This is a genomic window from Aeromicrobium sp. CTD01-1L150 (assembly GCF_041951745.1).
GTDB lineage: Bacteria > Actinomycetota > Actinomycetes > Propionibacteriales > Nocardioidaceae > Aeromicrobium.
Window position 1 is genome coordinate 1,642,691 of record NZ_CP169555.1, and the last position, 18,180, is coordinate 1,660,870.

The window sequence follows — 18,180 nt, forward strand, 5'->3', positions numbered from 1 at the left end:
CGGGTGGCTCTCGCTCGGTGCGACCGCGCAGGTCGCAGGCTTCTTCTAGGCTGCCAGATCGGGGTCCGCGATGCGACGCAACGTGACCAGCGCCTGACGCTCCAGCTGGCGGACACGCTCGGCGGAGATGCCGTGCCGGCGACCGATGTCGGCCAGCTTCTGCTGACGTCCGTCGAGCAGGCCGTACCGTGCTCGCACGATGTCGGCCTCGCGCGGCTCGAGGTGGTCGATGAGGGTGCCGATCAGCTCCTTGGTCTCATCGTCGATGACCGCGAGGTCCGGCCCCGGCTGCGTCTCACGGGCGATGAGGTCGCCCAGTGAGGTGTCGCCGTCCTCATCGACCGGCGTGTCCAGGCTGACGTGGTCACGGCCCCAGGACAGCAGGTCGATCACCCGGTCGATGTCCATGTCGAGCTCGAGGGCGACCTCGGCGGGCTCGGGGTCGTAGCCGAGCTGGCGCTCCAGGTTGCGGCGGGCCGCCGTGACCTGGTTGAGCTCCTCCACGACGTGGACGGGGAGCCGGACGACACGCGCCTGCTGCGCGATGCCACGGGTGATGGCCTGACGCACCCACCAGGTGGCGTAGGTGGAGAACTTGAAGCCCTTGACGTAGTCGAACTTCTCCACGGCGCGGATCAGGCCGGTGTTGCCCTCCTGGACGAGGTCGAGCATCGGCATGGCGGAACGGCCGTACTTGCGGGCGATCGAGACCACCAGGCGCAGGTTGGCCTGGATGAAGGTCTGGATGGCGCGATCACCCTCGGCCGCGAGGAACTCCAGCTCCTCGCGCGTGGCGCGCCGGGGCGCTCCGCCCTTGGCGCGGCCGATGCGTCCTTCGGCCAGCAGGTGCTTGGCGTAGAGACCGGCCTCGATGGTCTTGCTGAGGTCCACCTCACGCTCAGCATCGAGCAGGGGTGTCCTGGCGATCTCCGCCAGGTACATGCCGACGCTGTCCTTGCCTTCGGTGCTCTCGGTGACAGTGTTGGTCATCGGGACCTCCCATCTCTCGTCCTGTACTGGTGCAACGCCACAGGTCAGGAAGAGATTCCGCTCTCAGGGTTTTCTCGGGAAGCTTTGCGTGCTAGGGACTCAGAACTCCTCGTGCACGGCCGGATCTCCGCCCACGCGGACCCCGGTCTCCAGCGCGGCGATGTCGTTCATGGCGGCCTCGTCGAGGGTGACGTCGAAGATCGACAGGTTCGTGCGGATCCGCTCGGGCGTTGCCGACTTGGGGATGGGCGCGGCGCCGATCTGGGTGTGCCAGCGCAGCACCACCTGGCCGGGCCCGAGGCCGTACTTCTCGCCGATGCTGCGCAGGACCGGCGACTCCAGCAGGTTGGTGCCCCGCCCCAAGGGGCTCCAGCTCTGCGTGACGGTCCCGCGCGAGGCGTCGGCCTGTCGCTGGGCCGCCTGCGGGAAGTACGGATGCAGCTCCACCTGGTTGACCGCCGGCGCGACCCCGGTGGCGCCCACGATGGCGTCGAGGTGCTCGGGCAGGAAGTTCGAGACGCCGATCGAGCGAGCCAGCCCGGCCTCACGCAGGTCGACCAGCGCCTCCCAGGTCTCGACGAACTTGCCGACGTTGGGCAGCGGCCAGTGGATGAGGTACAGGTCCACCTGGTCGAGACCGAGCCGTTCCAGCGACGCCTGCAGGGCGGGACGGACGTTCTCACGGCCGTGGTCCCGCCCCGCCAGCTTGGTGGTCACGAACAGCTCGTCCCGGGGGACGGAGGCCTGCGCGATGGCACGTCCCACCTCTGCCTCGTTCTCGTAGCGCGTCGCCGTGTCGAGCAGGCGGTAGCCGGACTCGATGGCCTCGCCGAGCAGGTCGACGTCGTGGATGGAGTACGTGCCGAAGCCCAGCTGCGGCATCGAGTGGCCGTCGTTGAGCTCGAGCAGAGGCGCTGTGTTCTGCATGTCCGCCACGCTACTGCTCAGGGAGCGATGTGCCCGCCGGTCAGGCTGCGGAACTGGTGCGCGATGAACAGCTGACCGATGGGTGCGGTCACGATGACCCCGATGCCGCAGGCCAGGCTGCCGGCACCGGCGACCAAGCCTCCGAGCAGGACCGCGACGAGGGCCGGCCCGAAGCGGTCCCTGAACAGCGCGAAGCTGCCCTTGATCGCCTCGACCGGGCTGACCTCGCGGTCGTAGAAGATGAAGTAGGTGAACGCCGCACCCCAGGCGAAGATGATGCCCGGGATGAAGCACAGCAGCACGCCGATACCGGTGCCCAGCGCGAGCAGGATCGCCGTCGTCCACGTGGCTGCGCCCCGGGGGAAGCGGAAGAGGTCACTGATCTCCGGCTGCCCACCATCGGCGATGAGCAGTGACATGCGGACGAGGTTGGATCCCAGACCCTGCAGCAGGATCGCCAGCAGGAAGACCAGCAGCACGACGCCCACGATGATGAGGAACACGGCGAACCCGCTGGGGCCGCTGGTCTCGTAGGTGTTGGTGTACGGGTCGTACGTCGTCGGCCCGGAGCTGAGGGCACCCGCCGCGACCAGCGGGACGTAGATCAGCAGGTAGGCGAAGAACGCGATCGCGAACAGGATCAGCGTGCTGAGGATGAGCGTCGCCGCGTTCTGCTGGAACTTGGCCCACGCCCAGGAGAAGCCGGCGCCGATGTCCGGGTCGCGCGGTGCCGGCGGCCCGTACCCGCCGGGAGGGACGCCGCCGCCGGGAGGTGGGGGCTGCGGTCCGCCCGGAGGGGGCGGTGGGGTGCCGCCCGGAGGAGGAGGTGGGGTGCCGCCCGGAGGAGGAGGTGGCGGGGGAGGGGTGCCTCCCGCGGGAGGCTGGTTCGGCTGGTCGGGGCCGCCGGGAGGCGGGTCCTGGGGGCTCATGCATTCCTCCGGTGGGCTGGACGTCAGCGATCAACGTAGTGCGTGAGCCTCGCAGGGTTCCACCGTGGGTCGTACTGCGAGACATCACGCGCCGCAGGCTCAGGATCGCGAGCCGCTCGTGCGAGCCGCCTCAGGCCTGGGCCACCGGCCCGCCGGTGAGGGTCCGGAAGGCGTGGGTGACCACGAGCAGCGCCACCGGCGCAGCCACGAGCAGGCCCACGCCGCAGGCCAGGGCCCCGACGATGAGCGTCGCGATGACGGCGAGGAACAGCAGGATCAGCTGTCCGATGTTGTCGATCACCAGTCGGAAGCTCTGCTTGATCGCCTCGATGCCCTCGCTGCCCTTGTCCACGAAGAAGAACAGCGAGAACGAGGCCAGCACCGCGAAGACCAGACCGGGCAGGTAGCAGAGGATCAGGCCGATGTAGGTGCCTGCCGTGAGCAGCAGGGCCAGCACGGCCAGGGGGCCGACCCGGTCGAAGACGAACACGTCGCCCAGCTCGGGCTTGCGGCCGTCGGCGACGGCCAGGCTCGCGCGGACCAGGCCAGCCTGCAGGAAGTACGTCACGATGCTGCTCAGCGCACCGGCGAGCAGCTGCAGGACGAGCATGCCGAGGAAGCTGCGTCCGCCGCTGATCTCGCCGGTCGCGGAGTTCACCTCCAACGTGCCACCGCCGAAGATCGCGCCCACGACGAGGTTGGAGACGATGCCGAGGACCACGGCGACACCGAGGACGATGAGCACGGCCAGCACGAGGGTGGCGGCGTTCTCCTTGAACTTGGCCCACGCCCACGTGAACGACGTGCCCACGTCGAGCCTCGGCCCGCTGGGACCTCCCGGGCCGGGGCCGCCGGGCGGCGGCGGAGGCGGAGGTACGGCACCTCCCGGGCCACCACCGGCAGGCGGTGTCGGGGGCGTGCCGGGGTCCTGATCGTCGGGCGTCGGGTCCTGGGGGCTCATCTCGATGCTCTCCGCTCGTCGTGCCGTTGGCACTCACAACCTAGACCGTGGAGCGGTTTCGTACCTCCGGAACCGGCAAATGGGCCGTGAACGTCAGGCGGTGAACGGCGGGCGGTCGTCCAGCCGCACCGAGAGCCGACCGGCCAGGCGCCACAGACGGGCCGTGGCGTCGCGGTCCTCGTCGGTGACCAGGTTTCCCATCACCCGCAGGGCGATGGTCATCAGGACGTGCGAGCGCATGCCGAGCGGGCCCAGCCGGGGCAGCAGGCCGGGGACCGTGATCAGCCCGGCCAGCCGTCGCGCGATCGAGAACGCCTCGCCGTAGTGCGACGTCAGCAGCTGCGGCCAGGCGACGTCCGGGGGAGCGTTGGTGTGCAGCAGCTCCGCGCCCACGCGTCCGGTCTCCAGGCCGTAGTCGATGCCCTCGCCGTTGAGGGGGTTCACGCAGCCGGCAGCATCACCCACGATGATCCAGTTGGGGCCGGAGACCCCGGAGACCGCGCCGCCCATCGGCAGCAGGGCCGACGTGGGGAGCCGCAGCTCCGGGCCGAGGTCCCAGTCCTCACGCCGCAGGTCGGCGTAGTACTGCATGAGCGGACGAATCTGCAGGTCGGCGGGACGCTTGGAGGTGGCCAGCGCGCCGACCCCGAGGTTCACCTCGCCGTCACAGAGCGGGAAGATCCAGCCGTACCCGGGCAACAGCTCATCGCTCTGCGAGCGCAGCTCCAGGTGGGAGGAGATCCAGGGGTCGTCGCTGTGGCCGGACTTGACGTAGCAGCGGCCTGCGACGCCGTACGCCGTCTCGCGGTGCCACTGTCGGCCCAGCACTCGGCCGAGCGAGGAGCCGACGCCGTCGGCGACCACCAGGCGGCGGCAGGCCACGACGTGGTCGGTTCGCTCCCGGCCGAGCCGGAACCGCACGGCGGTGACGTGCCCGCGGGAGTCTCGTTCCACGTCGACGGCCCGCGCGCCCTCCAGGGAGACCGCCCCGGCATCGAGGGCCGTCTCGCGGATCGTGGCGTCCAGACTCGTGCGGGGAACTGCGGAGCCGTGGTCGGGCAGGCTGCCGCCGGGCCAGGGCAGCAGGAGCTCCTGGCCGAACCCGGCCGCCCGCAGACCACGGTTCGTGCCGTGGCCGCGCACCCACTCACCCAGGTCGAGCCGGTCCAGCTCGGCGATGGCACGAGGGGTGAGCCCGTCGCCGCATGTCTTGTCCCGCGGGAACGTGGCGGCATCAGCCAGCACGACGTCGGAGCCGAACCGAGCTGCCCACGCCGCCGCGGCCGCGCCGGCCGGACCGGCGCCCACGACCAGGACGTCGGTGCTGGTGGGCAGAGTCATGGCGTCGATTCTTCCACCGTGCCGGTCGTGGGAGGATGGCGGTCATGAGTTCTCAGGCAACCTCACCAAAACCTGACGTCCGTTTCGCCACCACCGGGTCGTCACCGTATGCCGTCCTGCTGGCGCTGTTCTGCGTCGTCGTGGTGGTCTCCAACATCGTGGCCGCCAAACCGATCGAGATCGGCACCGCGGCGCTCTCGCTGGGCCCGATCCAGATCTGGCCGCTCATCGTCGACGGCGGCCTGGTGCTGTTCCCGCTGGCCTACGTCATCGGCGACGTCCTCTCCGAGGTGTACGGGTTCAGGGCGGCCCGTCGCGCCGTGCTCACCGGGTTCAGCTGCGCGGTGCTCGCGGTGGCGACCTTCACGCTGGTCGGTGCCATTCCCGGCGCGTCGTTCTATGAGAACCAGGCTGCCTACGACGCCGTACTCGGTCCGGTCGGGCAGATCGTGACGGCGAGCGTCGTGGGGTACGTGCTCGGCCAGCTCACCAATGCGTGGGTGCTCACCTGGATGAAGGGACGCACGGCCGAGCGCGGCCTGGTGGGCCGTCTGCTCGCCTCCACCGGTGCCGGCGAGGTGGTGGACACCTTCCTGTTCTGCGCCATCGCCGCGACGGCCATCGGGATCACCACGGGCGGGCAGTTCCTCAACTACTTCGTCGTCGGCGTCGTGCTGAAGGTTGCCGTCGAGGTCGTCCTGCTTCCCGTCACCGTCGCGGTCATCTCCCGCCTCAAGCACACCGACCCTACTTACTGATCCTCCCGGGGTCAGCCGTCGAGGCGGCCCAGGGTCTCGTCGCGGAGGTCGGTGAAGGTGCCGGCGTCGATGGCATCGCGCATGGCATCGACCAGCCGGACGATGTAGCGCTCGTTGTGGATCGTGGTGAGCGTGGCCGCGAGGTACTCCTTGGTCTTGAACAGGTGGTGCAGGTACGCGCGCGTGTAGTGGGCGCACGTGTAGCAGTCGCAGCCGTCCTCGATCGGCTCGAACCGGCGTCTGGAGGCGGCGACGAGCAGGTTCTCGCGACCATCGGCGGTGTAGACGCGCGAGGACCGCGCAACCCGCGACGGCCCCACGCAGTCGAACGTGTCACATCCCGCCTCGACGGCGGCGAACAGGTCGTGCGGCTCCCCGATGCCCAGCAGGTGCCGAGGCTTGTCCTCGGGCAGCTCCTCGACGACCCAGCCCACGATGGTCGCCAGGTTCTCCTTCTCGATGGCGCCACCGATCCCGAACCCCTCGAACGTGCGACCGTCGATCTCCAGGTCGGCCAGGCCGCGGGCTGCGCGGCGTCGCAGGTCCTCGTACTGGGCGCCCTGCACGACGCCGAACAGGCCCTGGCGCGGTCGGTCGGGCTGTTCGGTGACCAGCCGGTGGTGCTCGGCGAGGCATCGCTGCGCCCACGCCTGTGTGCGCTCCACGGACTGCTCCTGGTAGCTGCGGGTGTTCATGAGCGTGGTCAGCTCGTCGAAGGCGAAGATGATGTCGGCGCCGAGCCGGTGCTGGATGCCCATGGAGATCTCGGGCGTGAACCGGTGCTGCGAGCCGTCGAGGTGGGAGCGGAACGTGACGCCGTCGTCGTCGACGTGTGCGAGCCGCTCCTTGCCGGGGGCGATGACGTCATCGGAGGTGACCCCCCTGGCGTCCATCGAGAGGGTCTTCTTGAACCCGGCGCCGAGGCTCATCACCTGGAACCCGCCGGAGTCGGTGAACGTCGGCCCGGGCCAGTTCATGAACCGCCCGAGCCCGCCGGCGGCCTGCACGATGTCGTCGCCGGGCTGCAGGTACAGGTGGTAGGCGTTGGCCAGCAGCGCCTGGGTGCCCAGCTCCGCCATCGTCTCGGGCAGGACGGCCTTGACCGTTGCGCTGGTGCCGACCGGGATGAACGCGGGCGTGCGGATCTCACCGTGTGGGGTGGAGATCACTCCGGTGCGGCCGGCTCCGCCCTGGAGTCGGCTGCCGATGGTGAACACGCGCCCTATCCAACCACCAGCGGACGGGCGGCCCACACCAGCGTCGCGGTGCACGTCGCGATGAACAGGACGTTCCAGACGACGGCGGGGACGTGTGTCAATCGAGCGAGGACGTCGGCGTCGCTGGTGCGTGAGCGGGTTCGACGACGGTGGGACCACAGGTCCAGGCTGGCCCGGACGGCGCCGGCGAGGAGCAGCCAGGCGATCGCCGAGATGGCGAGCTCCTGCGCCTGCGGCGACGCACGCCAGATGAGCGCCGCCGTGGCCGCACCCGCGGCCAGCACCACCAGGACGCCGTACCAGTTGCGGATGAAGGCGAGCACGAACCCGACGACCGCCAGCGCGAGGTACGCGGCCCAGGCCGTGTGACCCTGGCGGACGAGCAGCAGGACGGCCGCACCGAGCATGGTCGGCGCCAGGTAGCCGGCTGACGCGGTGAGCACCATGCCGGGCCCCCGCGGACGTCCCACCGACGTCGTGAGTCCTGACGTGTCACGGTGCAGCCGGATGCCGTCGAGCTTGCGTCCGGTGGCCAGTGCGGCGACCGCGTGGCCGGCCTCGTGCACCAACGTCACCAGGTGGCTGAGCCAGCGCCACGTCGTCGGGACCACCGCGAGACCGACGCCCAGCAGCAGCGGCAGGGTGTCGGTGCTCACTCGCGACCGGGGGCCGAGGTCGACTGCACGGTGGAGGTGGGAGCAGGAGTGCTGGCCGCGTGGGCGCCCGCCACGACCTGGAACGTGGAGGTACCGGAGCAGAGGGAGGAGCGCTGGGACATCGAGCCCAAGCCTAGGCGGTGTCTCAGTGGCTGGGCGGACGGTGGCGACGTGGCTGTGTCCAGATCCGCCTCGGACCGGTCGTGTGAGGTGATGGCGAGCCTCCACACGGCCTGTCGGCGACGTTCTGTCGGTGGTCGTTGCCAGACTGCTGGGTATGGATCTCGTCATCGTTCTGCTGGTCGGACTTCTCATCGGTCTCGCCCTCGGCGTGGCCGGCGGGGTGCTGGTCGCCCGCTCGCGTGCCGAGGACTCCGGGACCGGCGAGGACCCGGCCGTCGTGCAGGCCCGGCACGAGGCAGCCGTCGCCCAGGTCCGTCACGAGGAGGCGTCGGCGCGGGCCGACGTCGAGCGACGCCTGGCCGCGGCACAGGCTTCGATCGAGGGGCTGCAGCAGGCCGTCGAGGCAGCGCAGCAGCAGTACCGCGACACCGTGGAGACGCACCGTCGCGAGGCCAAGGAGCGCGAGAGCGCCGCGGCCGCCGAGAGCAAGGTGCTGCAGAAGCTGTCCCCGGTGACGACCCAGCTGCGGTCCATGCAGCAGAAGGTCGACGAGATCGAGAAGCAGCGGGCCGGCCAGCACAGTGCACTGGCCGAGCAGCTGCGCGTCTCGCAGGAGACCGCCGAGAAGTCCCGCCAAGCGGCCGAGGCGCTGTCGTCGGCCCTGAAGAACAACGCCACGCGCGGGGCCTACGGCGAGACCCAGCTCCAGTCGCTCGTGGAGTCTGCTGGCCTGCTCAACCGCGTCGACTTCTCGATGCAGGAGTCGATCACCGCCGACTCCGGCGCCCGCCGTCCCGACATGGTCATCAAGCTGCCGGGTCGCAAGCAGATGGCGATCGACGCCAAGGTGCCCTACAGCTGCTTCATCGAGGCGCACGAGTCCGGCGACGAGCAGCGCAGCAAGCAGCTGCTGGTGCAGCACGCGCGGCAGGTCAAGGCCCACGTCGACGCGTTGTCCGGCAAGGAGTACTGGACCGGTCTGCCGACCAGCCCGGAGTTCACCATCGCCTTCATCCCCAGCGAGGCCATCCTGAACGCCGCGCTCGACGCCGACCCCACCCTGATGGAGCACGCGTTCGGGCGCGGCATCGTCCTCGCCACTCCGGTCAACCTGTGGGCGGTGCTCAAGACCGTCGCCTTCACCTGGAAGCAGGAGGATCTCGCCGAGCACGCGCAGCAGGTGGTCGATCTCGGGCGTGAGCTCTACAAGCGTCTCGGCACGCTGTCCGAGCACGTCGCCAAGCTGGGCCGGTCGCTGGAGCGCAGCGTGGGCGACTACAACAAGTTCGTCGGCTCGCTCGAGCGCGGCGTACTCGTCACGGCCCGCAAGCTCGACGGGTTCGACGACACCGCCCTGGAGCCCGTGGCACCGATCGAGGCCGATGCCCGCAGCCTCACGACAGCGGAGATGACCTCCGGCGAGACTCCTGCGGAGTTCGCCGCGTTCGAGGACCTGGAGCGTCCCGAGCTCGACCTCACGATCGGCGTCGAGACCACCGACGACGAGCGCGACGCCGGCTGAGAGCGACCCCTATCCCCCCGGGAGAGTCTCCCGGTTTGGGAGCCCTTGCACCCAATCAAACCGAGAAGCCGTGCAGAGGTTCACAGATCGTGGGTCAGGGCGGGGGCTGGCCGCCCGACCTCAGCCCAGCGCCTGCTTCAGGTCCGCGAGCAGGTCCGTGGTGGTCTCGATACCGACGCTGAGGCGGACGAGGTCGTCGGGGACCTCCAGGGCCGATCCGGCCGTCGAGGCGTGGGTCATGGCCCCGGGGTGCTCGATGAGCGACTCGATGCCACCCAGACTCTCGGCAAGGGTGAAGATCTCCGTGCGGTCACACAGCTGCAGCGCCGCCTCCCGGCCGCCGGCCAGCCGCACCGAGACCATGCCGCCGAAGCGCGCCATCTGACGTGCGGCCACCTCGTGGCCGGGATGCTCTGGCAGACCCGGGTAGAGGACCGACGAGATCGCCGGGTGCCCGGTGAGCATGTCGACGACGGCCTCGGCGTTGGTGCTGTGCTGCTCCATCCGCACGGCGAGGGTCTTGGCGCCCCGCAACGTCAGGTAGGCGTCGAACGGGCCGGGGACGCCGCCGGCGCCGTTCTGCAGGAAGGCGAACGCCGCGTCGAGCTCCTCGTCGTCGGTGACGAGCGCGCCGCCTACGACGTCGGAGTGCCCCCCGAGGTACTTGGTGGTGGAGTGCAGGACGACGTCGGCGCCGAGGGCGAGCGGCTGCTGCAGGTACGGCGAGGCGAACGTGTTGTCCACGACGAGACGCACTCCCGCGTCGTGGGTGACGTCGGCGATCGCCGCGATGTCGCCGATGTTGAGCAGCGGGTTGGTGGGCGTCTCGATCCACACGGCCTTGGTCTGAGCGCTGATGGCTGCTCGCACCGCGGCGACGTCGTTGACGCTGACTGGCGTGTAGGTGATGCCCCACTGGCTGAACACCTTGTCGACGAGTCGGAACGTGCCGCCGTAGGCGTCGTCGGGGATGACCAGATGGTCGCCCGGGCGCAGCAGCGATCGCAGGGCGGCGTCCGTGGCCGCCATGCCGGAGGAGAACGCGCGACCGTGTGAGCCGCCCTCCAGGGAGGCGAGGGCCTCCTCGAGCGCCGCGCGGGTGGGGTTGCCGGTGCGCGCGTACTCATAGCCCTCGCGCATGCCGCCCACGCCGTCCTGCGCGAAGGTCGAGGAGGCGACGATCGGCACGTTGACGGCGCCGGTACGGGGATCGGGCTCCTGCCCGGCGTGGATGGCGCGGGTGGCGAAGCCCCGCGTGCTCAGGTGCTCAGAACTCATTCGTGCACTCCCAGGAGGTCGTGGCGGGTCAGGACACCGAGCGGCTTGCCCTCGTCGATGACCATGATGGCGTCGCTGCTGCTGAGCGCGCTGAACGCGGCGTCGAGGCTCTCGTGGGCGCTGAGGAGCGGCAACGGCGCCTCCATGTGCGAGGAGACTGGGTCGGTGAGCTTGGCCCGCCCCTCGAAGACGGCACTGACCAGCATGCGTTCGGAGACGCTTCCGGCGACCTCACCGATCACCACGGGTGGTTCCGGCCCGACGACCGGCATCTGGGACACGTTGTACTCGCGCAGGATCTCGATGGCGTCACGGACCGTCTCCGACGGGTGGGTGTGCACGAGGTCGGGGAGGTCTCCGGACTTGCGACGCAGCAGCGTGCCCACGTCGGCGCGGTCGCTGCGCGGATCGAGCGGCTCGCGGAAGAACCCGTAGGACGACATCCAGTCGTCGTTGAAGATCTTGGTGAGGTACCCGCGGCCTCCGTCGGGCAGCAGCACGACGATGACGGCGTCGGGGCCGGCCTTCTCCGCCACGCGCGCTGCGGCGACGACGGCCATGCCGCAGGACCCGCCCACCAGCAGGCCCTCCTCGCGCGCCAGGCGGCGTGTCATGTCGAAGGAGTCGGCGTCGGAGACGGCGATGATCTCGTCGGGGATCGCCGGGTCGTAGGCCTGGGGCCAGAAGTCCTCGCCGACGCCCTCGACGAGGTAGGGGCGGCCGGTCCCGCCGGAGTACACCGACCCCTCAGGATCGACGCCCACGATGCTGACGCGTCCGTCGGAGACCTCCTTGAGGTACTTGCCGGCGCCGCTGATCGTGCCGCCCGTGCCGACTCCGGCGACGAAGTGCGTGATGCGTCCCTCGGTGTCGGCCCAGATCTCCGGGCCGGTCGTCTCGTAGTGACTCTGCGGGCCGGCCGGGTTGGAGTACTGGTCGGGCTTCCAGGCGCCGTCGATCTCCTCGACGAGCCGGTCGGAGACGTTGTAGTAGCTGTCCGGGTGCTCTGGGGGGACGGCCGTGGGGCAGACGACGACCTCAGCGCCGTAGGCCCGCAGGGTGTTGCGCTTGTCCTCGCTGACCTTGTCCGGGCAGACGAACACGCAGGAGTAGCCGCGCTGCTGGGCGACGAGCGCGAGCCCGACCCCGGTGTTGCCGGACGTGGGCTCGACGATCGTGCCGCCCGGGCGCAGCTCTCCGGAAGCCTCGGCCGCGTCGACCATCCGCACGGCGATGCGGTCCTTGGAGCTGCCGCCGGGGTTGAGGTACTCCAGCTTGGCCGCCACGACTCCGGAGTCCGAAGGCACCACCTTGTTCAACCGGACCAGTGGTGTCCCACCGACGAGGTCCACGACGTGCTCAGCAATGCGCATACCTGCATCCTCCCACCCAGGACATGAGTGGCCCAGCGGCCCCGCGGCCGCCCAGCGTCAGCGCCGGGTGAGGACGGGAGCTGCCTGGCGGACCTCGAGGGCCGTGGGTGTACCGGTGGCGGTGAGCGTGTCGCCGAGATCGGACCAGTCGCCGTCGTCGACGCGGTAGCGGACCGTGTACGTGGTGTCGACGCGGGGACGGACGGACTCTGCGGTGGCGTCGTACGTGTGGGTGACGTCCTTGGCAGGGTAGGGCCGCCCGGGCCGGGTGGTGACCTGCGAGCTGCCGTCGCCGTGGTGCCAGGTGAAGCTCGTGGCAGTGGCCTCCACGGTGATCTCGTGGCCCAGCAGGTCGACGGTGCGGGTCACCGCACGGGGCTGTGTGTAGAGGATCGTGGGGATGTTGACGAGGGTGCGCTCGCCCGGCTGGACCTGGATGTCCAGGGCAGGCATCTCGATCTCGCGGACAGCGCGCAGGATCCGGCCTTGCGTGAGCTGCTCGGGCATCTCGGCGGCTACCGGCTGCGCTTCGTCTTCGTCTGGGAACCGCGGGAAGGGGTTGCCACTGCACTGAAGCCCGGCAATGGCACTACGTTCGCAGTACTGGGTTCGAAGTGCTCTGGGCTGTCGGCTAGCTACCTGCGGCGACGAGGCCGCGGGGCGTGATTTGGAAGCACGGGGTGGGACCTGCGAGGCACCACGCCATTCCCGTTCGGTCTTGATCCAAACGCCGGGACGGAGGTCCAGAGGCTTCACCTCGGTGTCGGATGAAAGGCTCACCGTTTGACCTGCTCCGAGAGCGAATACAAGGAAGATGCTCGCAGCGAGCGTCATGAGTCCTCCTCGATGACGTAGATGTCAGCGACTTCGTAGTGTTCAGACCGTTCGAGCTCGAAGCCGAGTTCGTGCTCCTCGCGGCCGTCGGCGTACTCAGCCTCGACTCGGACCTGTAGGTCGATCTTGTCGTCCTGAGATTCACCCACGAGAAGATCGTTGAACGTCCATAGGTCATGCTCTGGTGCGTCCCCGGCTTCGAAGTTCTCTTGCAGACCCTTGGCGTAGTTGTTGCAGGCTTCGCAGTTCGGGCCCAGCTCGGTGAGCGGCTCGATTTCGCCGGTTCGCGCGGCAAAGTTGAAGACGTCGATCCAATGCGCGACGAAGGCAGCAGCACCCTCGTCGCTGTCTTCCTTCGCCTGCGCCGGCATGGTGGGGGCGGCGCTGGCGGTGGGGGAGTCGCTGGGGTCGGGCTCACGCACCTCCGGCTTGCCGTTGCAGGCGGCCAGCAGCAGCGCTGCGATGACGAGCGTGACGGTTCGGCGCATCCGGATCCCCCGATCAATGATGCGCCGAACCTAGTGGAGTCACGCCCGCCCGTCGAGCCCCTGTCCACAAGGGCGCACAGGGGTCAGACGACCGCGCCGGAACCACCACCGGGCGGGCCGGCGGAACGACCGTCGTCGATCTCGGCGTACCGGTCGGCGTTCTTGCTCGGCTTGTCCGGGTCGTACGGCCAGCGCTCCTCCAGGAGGATGGCCAACGCGGATGCGGTGAAGATCGTCGACAGCATGCCGATCGACAGACCGATCAGCAGGGCGAGGGAGAAGTCCGTCAGGGAGTCACCGCCCAGCACCGACAGCGCCGCGAGGATGAACATCGCGCCCAAACCGGTGTTGATGGTTCGCGGGAGGGTCGCCAGGATCGCCTCGTTGACCACGCCCCGTAGCGGTCTGTCGCGGTTCTCCCGCGTGTGTTCTCGGATGCGGTCGAACACGACGATCGTGTCATTGACCGCCAGACCGATGATCGAGAGCACCGCGGCGAGAAAGACCCCGTCGATCGGTTTGCCCCACCAGGCGAAGATGCCGACGACCGCGAGGACCACCGACGACATCGACAGCTGGGCCGAGATCGCATACGTCCATCGGAAGCGCCACGCCAGATAGACCATCTGGGCGGCGATCGCGATGGCGAAGGCCATCAGCGCCTTGTTGCGGAGCTCCTGACCCAGGCTCGGGCCGATGAGCTCGTCGCGCTCCTTGGTGACGTCCCCGCCGAGGGTCGAGAGCGCCTCCTCGATCTCGATGGCCTCATCGTCGGAGATGTTGTCGACGCGGACCGAGATGTTCTCGCTCTCGCCGTCACCGGAGGACCGTTGGACCACGGCCTGCGGGAAGCCGGCCTCGCCGACCGCGACGCGGGCCTCCTCCGGGTCCACCACCTGTGCCGAGGAGAACTCCAGGTCCCGACCGCCAGTGAACTCCACCCCGAGGTCGAGCCCGCGCAGGACGATGCCGCCGATCGAGACGATCGCGACCACCAGGGTGACGACGATCCACGTGCCGCTGCGCTTCATCAGGTCGGGGCCGCTGGTCTCCAGCCAGTTGCGGATACGGCTGATCTTGCCCATACCGGTGATGCCCGGCCGCTGCCGCACGAACGAGCGGTTGACCGCCCACTCGGTGAGCACACGAGCCACGACCAGGGCGGAGAACATCGACGCGAGGACACCGATGGACAGCGTGACACCGAAGCCCCGCACCGGGCCGGAGGCCAGCAGGAACAGCAGCGCCGCCGCCACCAACGTCGTGACGTTGGAGTCGATGATCGCGGACCAGGCCTTGTTGAAGCCGGTCGTCAGTGACGGCGCCAGGCCTTCCTTCTCCCGGGCGGCGTACTCCTCCCTCGCTCGTTCGAACACCAGCACGTTGGCGTCGATGGCCAGGCCGATGGCGAGTACGAAGCCCGCGAGGCCCGGCAGCGTCAGGGTTGCCCCCAGCCAGACGAGGAGTCCGTAGGAGATGAACGCGTAGGTCCCCAGCGCGAGCGTCGCCATGAAGCCGAGGATCCGGTAGACGAAGACGATGAACAGACCCGTCAGGATGATGCCGATGATGCCGGCCTCGATGGAGGCGTCGATGGCTGCGGCGCCGAGCGTCGGGCCGACGGTGCGCTGCTCGATGATCTCCACCGGCACCGGAAGGGCACCGCCCTTGATCAGGACCGCGAGGTCGTCGGCCTCCTCCTGGGTGAAGTCACCGCTGATGCTGGTCTGGTTGCCGCCACCGGAGGCGCACAGCTCGGGCACGATGCCGGGGGAGGAGATGATCTCCTCATCCAGCAGGATCGCGACGCGGTTGCCCGCGGACTGGTTGGCGCAGGCACTGGCCACCAGCTCGCGCCAGCCGTCGCGGCCCTCACCGGCGAAGTCGACGTTGACCACCCACTGGCCGATGCTGTCCTGAGGCTGCGCGGCGACGGCGTCGCTCACACCGTCACCGTCCACCTCCACGGGGCCGAGCAGCAGCGTCTCGCCCTGCTCGTCGGTGGTGACGACCTGGCCGTCCTCCTCGGGTTCCTCGTCCGGCTCGGCGGGACGGAGCACCTCGTGGAACGTGAGCTGGGCGGTCTGGCCGAGCGCCTCGGCTGCCTCGCGCGGATCCTGCACGCCGGGCAGCTCCACGACGATGCGGTTCTCACCGGAGCGGGCGAGTGTCGGCTCAGCGACACCCAGGGCGTCCACGCGGCCGCGCAGCACCTCCAGGGCGCGGTCGGTGGCCTCGGCGTCGGCCTCGACGCGATCGGTGTCCTGGGTCTCCAAGACGATCTGGGTGCCGCCGCTCAGGTCGAGGCCGAGGTTGGCGGGCTGGAAGTAGGCGAAGGCGAGTGAGGCCGACAGCACCACGAAGGCGGCGATGCCACGCCACATGGGGGCACGGTTCATGAAGGTTCTCTCGGAGTGGGCGCGTGAGCGCTGACGATGTCAGGCTCGAGCGGCGGTGTGGAACTGGGGGACGCAGACGGCTCAGCGAGCCGGAGGTCCACGGTCCGAGGGATTGACCGGTGGCGCGACGACGATGCCGTGCACCGAACCAGTGAGCACGTGTGCGCCGGAGCGGGGGACCTGCTGGTCAGCCGACGGTGCGACTCCGGCGAGGTCGAGCGCCACGGCGTCGACGTCCGGTGACGTCGCGACATCGACTGGTGCGGCCTGCGCGGGCCCGGGCGAGGTGAGGACGGCACCGACGCGGGTGGTGGCCGCCTGGCTGGATGCGGTGCCGAGCACGACGACGAACAACGACACCAGCGACGCCGCGACGGCGGCGGCCAGGCGTGTGCGTCGACGGTCCTCAGGCATCGCTTGAGTCTAGGCCATGTCGCCACCACGCCATCGGTGACGCCGCCGCAGGGCACTAGCCTGAGGCCATGACTCTCCAGCACCGGACACTCACTCGTCCTCTGGGACACAGCGGCATCGAGGTGTCGGTCGTCGGCGTCGGCTGCAACGCCTTCGGGTCTCGCGTGGACGCCGACGGGACGCAGGCGGTCGTCGACGCGGCGATCGACGCCGGGGTGACGTTCTTCGACACCGCCGACAGCTACGGCCTGGGAGAGAGCGAGATCCTGCTCGGACGGGCGCTGGCCGGGCGTCGTGACGAGGTGGTGGTGGCCACGAAGTTCGGCATGGACATGCAGGGCCGCAACGGTGACGACGGGGGCCGCCGCGGGTCTGCCAGCTATGTCCGCACGGCCGTCGAAGCCAGTCTGAGGCGGCTCGGCACCGACCACATCGACCTCTACCAGCTGCACACTCCCGACCCTGGCACCGACGTCGAGGAGACGCTCGCTGCCCTGCACGAGCTCGTCGACGAGGGCCTGGTCCGGGCGATCGGCTGCTCCAACTTCCAGGCCTGGCAGGTCGTCGATGCCGACTGGCGCGCCCGCAACGCCGGGCTGACGCGCTTCGCCACGGCGCAGAACGAGTACTCCCTGTACAACCGCACGGCGGAGGTCGAGCTCGCGCCGGCGTGCGGCGCCCTCGGAGTCGGCATCCTGCCGTACTTCCCTCTCGCGTACGGACTGCTCACCGGCAAGTACCGCCGCGGGCAGGCAGCACCTGCGGGAACACGCCTGGCGGCGCAGTCCAGACGTCTGGAGAACGCCGACTGGGGCCGGATCGACGCGCTCGCGCAGTTCGCGGCCGAGCGGGACATCTCCCTGCTCCAGCTGGCGATGGGCGGCCTGGCGGCCCAACCCGCGGTGACCAGCGTCATCGCCGGGGCAACCAAGCCCGAGCAGGTGCGCTCCAACGCCGAGGCCGTCCAGTGGCAGCCGAGCGAGGACGACCTCACGGCGCTCGCGGAGATCGGCCGGGCGACGCAGTCCTACACGACGTTCGCCCCGTCCTGAGCTCTCGTCACCGTCGAGCCGAGGCACCGGAACCTCTCCGTCTCCATCCTGCTGGGACACAGGTTCGGGCTGGGAAGAGGTTGCGCCGGGCTGGGAAGCGCCTCACGGCGCGTGGCCGCTCGTAGCGGCTTGTGTTGGGACCCGGGGCTTGCCGCAGCCCGGCGCGGTGACCAGCGTAATCGGTCTCCGGTCGCACACAAGGCGACCGGTCGATGAGGGACGAGGGCAGCCAGGGCGACCGCACGTCCTCAGCGTCGGCGCCAGCGTCAGTGCAGGGTCCCGGAGCGTTCCAGGACGGCCGCATGGCGCAGCTGCTGCGCCATGTCGACGAGCTTGGCGGCGCTCTGCGCGTCACCGTCGCTCTGTCCGCGACCCACGCCCACGATGTGCGCGAACGCCGCGGCCCGGTCCAGCGTCACGTCGAAGGCGTCACCGACGATGCCGCGCACCACGGTGTCCACCAGGTGCGCAACCTCCTCCGGCCCCGGCGGTTCCACGACCCCGGCCAGCACTTCGTGCACAGGGGTGTAGGCCCGTCCTGCGGCGTACTCGCGGGCGGCCAGCTCGGGCTGGCGGTGCACCCACTCGCGCAGCACGTACAACCGCCACAACGCGCCGGCCAGCGTGTCCGGGGCCGCATGGGACCACAGGTCGGCGATCACACCGAGCCCCTCGGAGTCGCTGAGGTGCAGCACCCGCGACACCAGGCCTTCGTCGGCCTCGCCGTGTGGACCGCGCACGAGCAGGTCCGCGATCCGGTGACCGGCGGCAGTCATCTCGGCAGGGTCGATGTCCTCGGCCATGGCCTCGAACGGCGCAGGCCCGGGCAGGGACGGACGACGGAACTCGCTCATCGGAATCGTCGTTCCTGCTGCGTCGTCACCGTGCGCATGCGGCCACGGTAGACCCGACGTGGTC

18 protein-coding genes are annotated in these 18,180 nt (G+C 69.8%); 3 read left to right on the forward strand and 15 right to left on the reverse strand.

The genetic code is table 11. From position 1 onward, the window contains the following. Positions 1–45: 45 nt before the first annotated feature. The 5 genes from ACEVFP_RS08110 to ACEVFP_RS08130 form a co-directional block, all read right to left on the reverse strand. On the reverse strand, positions 46–990 hold the full coding sequence (locus tag ACEVFP_RS08110) for an RNA polymerase sigma factor RpoD/SigA (protein WP_375003224.1): 945 nt from the start codon (positions 988–990) through the stop codon (positions 46–48). A 99-nt stretch (positions 991–1,089) separates the two neighbouring features. Beyond that, positions 1,090–1,917: an aldo/keto reductase gene (locus ACEVFP_RS08115; RefSeq protein ID WP_375003225.1), complete on the reverse strand. Its 828-nt coding sequence runs from the start codon at positions 1,915–1,917 to the stop codon at positions 1,090–1,092. 17 nt (positions 1,918–1,934) lie between these two features. Beyond that, positions 1,935–2,846 carry a hypothetical protein gene (locus ACEVFP_RS08120; protein WP_375003226.1) on the reverse strand — a complete coding sequence of 304 codons (912 nt, stop codon included), beginning with the start codon at positions 2,844–2,846 and terminating at the stop codon, positions 1,935–1,937. 130 nt (positions 2,847–2,976) lie between these two features. After that, on the reverse strand, positions 2,977–3,657 hold the full coding sequence (locus ACEVFP_RS08125) for a hypothetical protein (protein ID WP_375003227.1): 681 nt from the start codon (positions 3,655–3,657) through the stop codon (positions 2,977–2,979). Positions 3,658–3,900: 243 nt separating this feature from the next. After that, complete coding sequence (locus ACEVFP_RS08130) at positions 3,901–5,148, reverse strand: geranylgeranyl reductase family protein (RefSeq protein WP_375003228.1); 1,248 nt, start codon at positions 5,146–5,148, stop codon at positions 3,901–3,903. Positions 5,149–5,192: 44 nt separating this feature from the next. Here ACEVFP_RS08130 and ACEVFP_RS08135 point away from each other — a divergent pair, with 44 nt between their 5' ends. Beyond that, positions 5,193–5,906: a queuosine precursor transporter gene (locus ACEVFP_RS08135; RefSeq protein WP_375003229.1), complete on the forward strand. Its 714-nt coding sequence runs from the start codon at positions 5,193–5,195 to the stop codon at positions 5,904–5,906. Positions 5,907–5,917: 11 nt separating this feature from the next. Here the strand turns inward: ACEVFP_RS08135 and tgt are convergent, their stop codons facing one another. Genes tgt through ACEVFP_RS08150 form a run of 3 tightly spaced genes read right to left on the reverse strand, consistent with a single transcriptional unit; the run spans position 5,918 to position 7,901 of the window. Continuing rightward, positions 5,918–7,123: a tRNA guanosine(34) transglycosylase Tgt gene (gene tgt / locus ACEVFP_RS08140; RefSeq protein WP_375003230.1), complete on the reverse strand. Its 1,206-nt coding sequence runs from the start codon at positions 7,121–7,123 to the stop codon at positions 5,918–5,920. 5 nt (positions 7,124–7,128) lie between these two features. Next, on the reverse strand, positions 7,129–7,779 hold the full coding sequence (locus tag ACEVFP_RS08145; protein WP_375003231.1) for a M50 family metallopeptidase: 651 nt from the start codon (positions 7,777–7,779) through the stop codon (positions 7,129–7,131). After that, positions 7,776–7,901, reverse strand: coding sequence for a hypothetical protein (locus ACEVFP_RS08150; protein WP_375003233.1), 126 nt, complete (start codon positions 7,899–7,901; stop codon positions 7,776–7,778). The genes ACEVFP_RS08145 and ACEVFP_RS08150 overlap by 4 nt, the downstream gene beginning before the upstream one ends. Before the next feature lie 155 nt (positions 7,902–8,056). Between ACEVFP_RS08150 and rmuC the strand changes: the two genes are divergently transcribed. After that, on the forward strand, positions 8,057–9,424 hold the full coding sequence (gene rmuC, locus ACEVFP_RS08155) for a DNA recombination protein RmuC (RefSeq protein ID WP_375003234.1): 1,368 nt from the start codon (positions 8,057–8,059) through the stop codon (positions 9,422–9,424). Between the two features lie 120 nt (positions 9,425–9,544). Here rmuC and ACEVFP_RS08160 read toward each other — a convergent pair whose 3' ends face one another. The 6 genes from ACEVFP_RS08160 to ACEVFP_RS08185 form a co-directional block, all read right to left on the reverse strand. Next, positions 9,545–10,702, reverse strand: coding sequence for a cystathionine gamma-synthase (locus ACEVFP_RS08160; RefSeq protein ID WP_375003235.1), 1,158 nt, complete (start codon positions 10,700–10,702; stop codon positions 9,545–9,547). Further along, complete coding sequence (locus ACEVFP_RS08165) at positions 10,699–12,075, reverse strand: cystathionine beta-synthase (RefSeq protein WP_375003237.1); 1,377 nt, start codon at positions 12,073–12,075, stop codon at positions 10,699–10,701. Before ACEVFP_RS08165 ends, ACEVFP_RS08160 begins: the two co-directional genes overlap by 4 nt. Positions 12,076–12,132: 57 nt before the next feature. Next, entirely contained in the window at positions 12,133–12,582 is a 450-nt protein-coding gene (locus tag ACEVFP_RS08170) for a hypothetical protein (RefSeq protein WP_375003239.1), read from the reverse strand. A gap of 323 nt (positions 12,583–12,905) precedes the next feature. Continuing rightward, a complete protein-coding gene (locus tag ACEVFP_RS08175) occupies positions 12,906–13,397 on the reverse strand; it encodes a DUF6318 family protein (protein ID WP_375003241.1) in 492 nt (163 codons plus the stop codon). A gap of 83 nt (positions 13,398–13,480) precedes the next feature. Continuing rightward, the gene (secD, locus tag ACEVFP_RS08180) at positions 13,481–15,796 is read right to left on the reverse strand and encodes a protein translocase subunit SecD (RefSeq protein ID WP_375003242.1); all 2,316 of its coding nucleotides are present in this window, start codon (positions 15,794–15,796) and stop codon (positions 13,481–13,483) included. Between the two features lie 81 nt (positions 15,797–15,877). Continuing rightward, on the reverse strand, positions 15,878–16,210 hold the full coding sequence (locus ACEVFP_RS08185) for a hypothetical protein (RefSeq protein ID WP_375003244.1): 333 nt from the start codon (positions 16,208–16,210) through the stop codon (positions 15,878–15,880). A gap of 68 nt (positions 16,211–16,278) precedes the next feature. Between ACEVFP_RS08185 and ACEVFP_RS08190 the strand changes: the two genes are divergently transcribed. Further along, a complete protein-coding gene (locus ACEVFP_RS08190; RefSeq protein WP_375003246.1) occupies positions 16,279–17,262 on the forward strand; it encodes an aldo/keto reductase in 984 nt (327 codons plus the stop codon). A 266-nt stretch (positions 17,263–17,528) separates the two neighbouring features. Here ACEVFP_RS08190 and ACEVFP_RS08195 read toward each other — a convergent pair whose 3' ends face one another. Next, the gene (locus ACEVFP_RS08195) at positions 17,529–18,116 is read right to left on the reverse strand and encodes a hypothetical protein (RefSeq protein WP_375003247.1); all 588 of its coding nucleotides are present in this window, start codon (positions 18,114–18,116) and stop codon (positions 17,529–17,531) included. Positions 18,117–18,180: the final 64 nt, after the last annotated feature.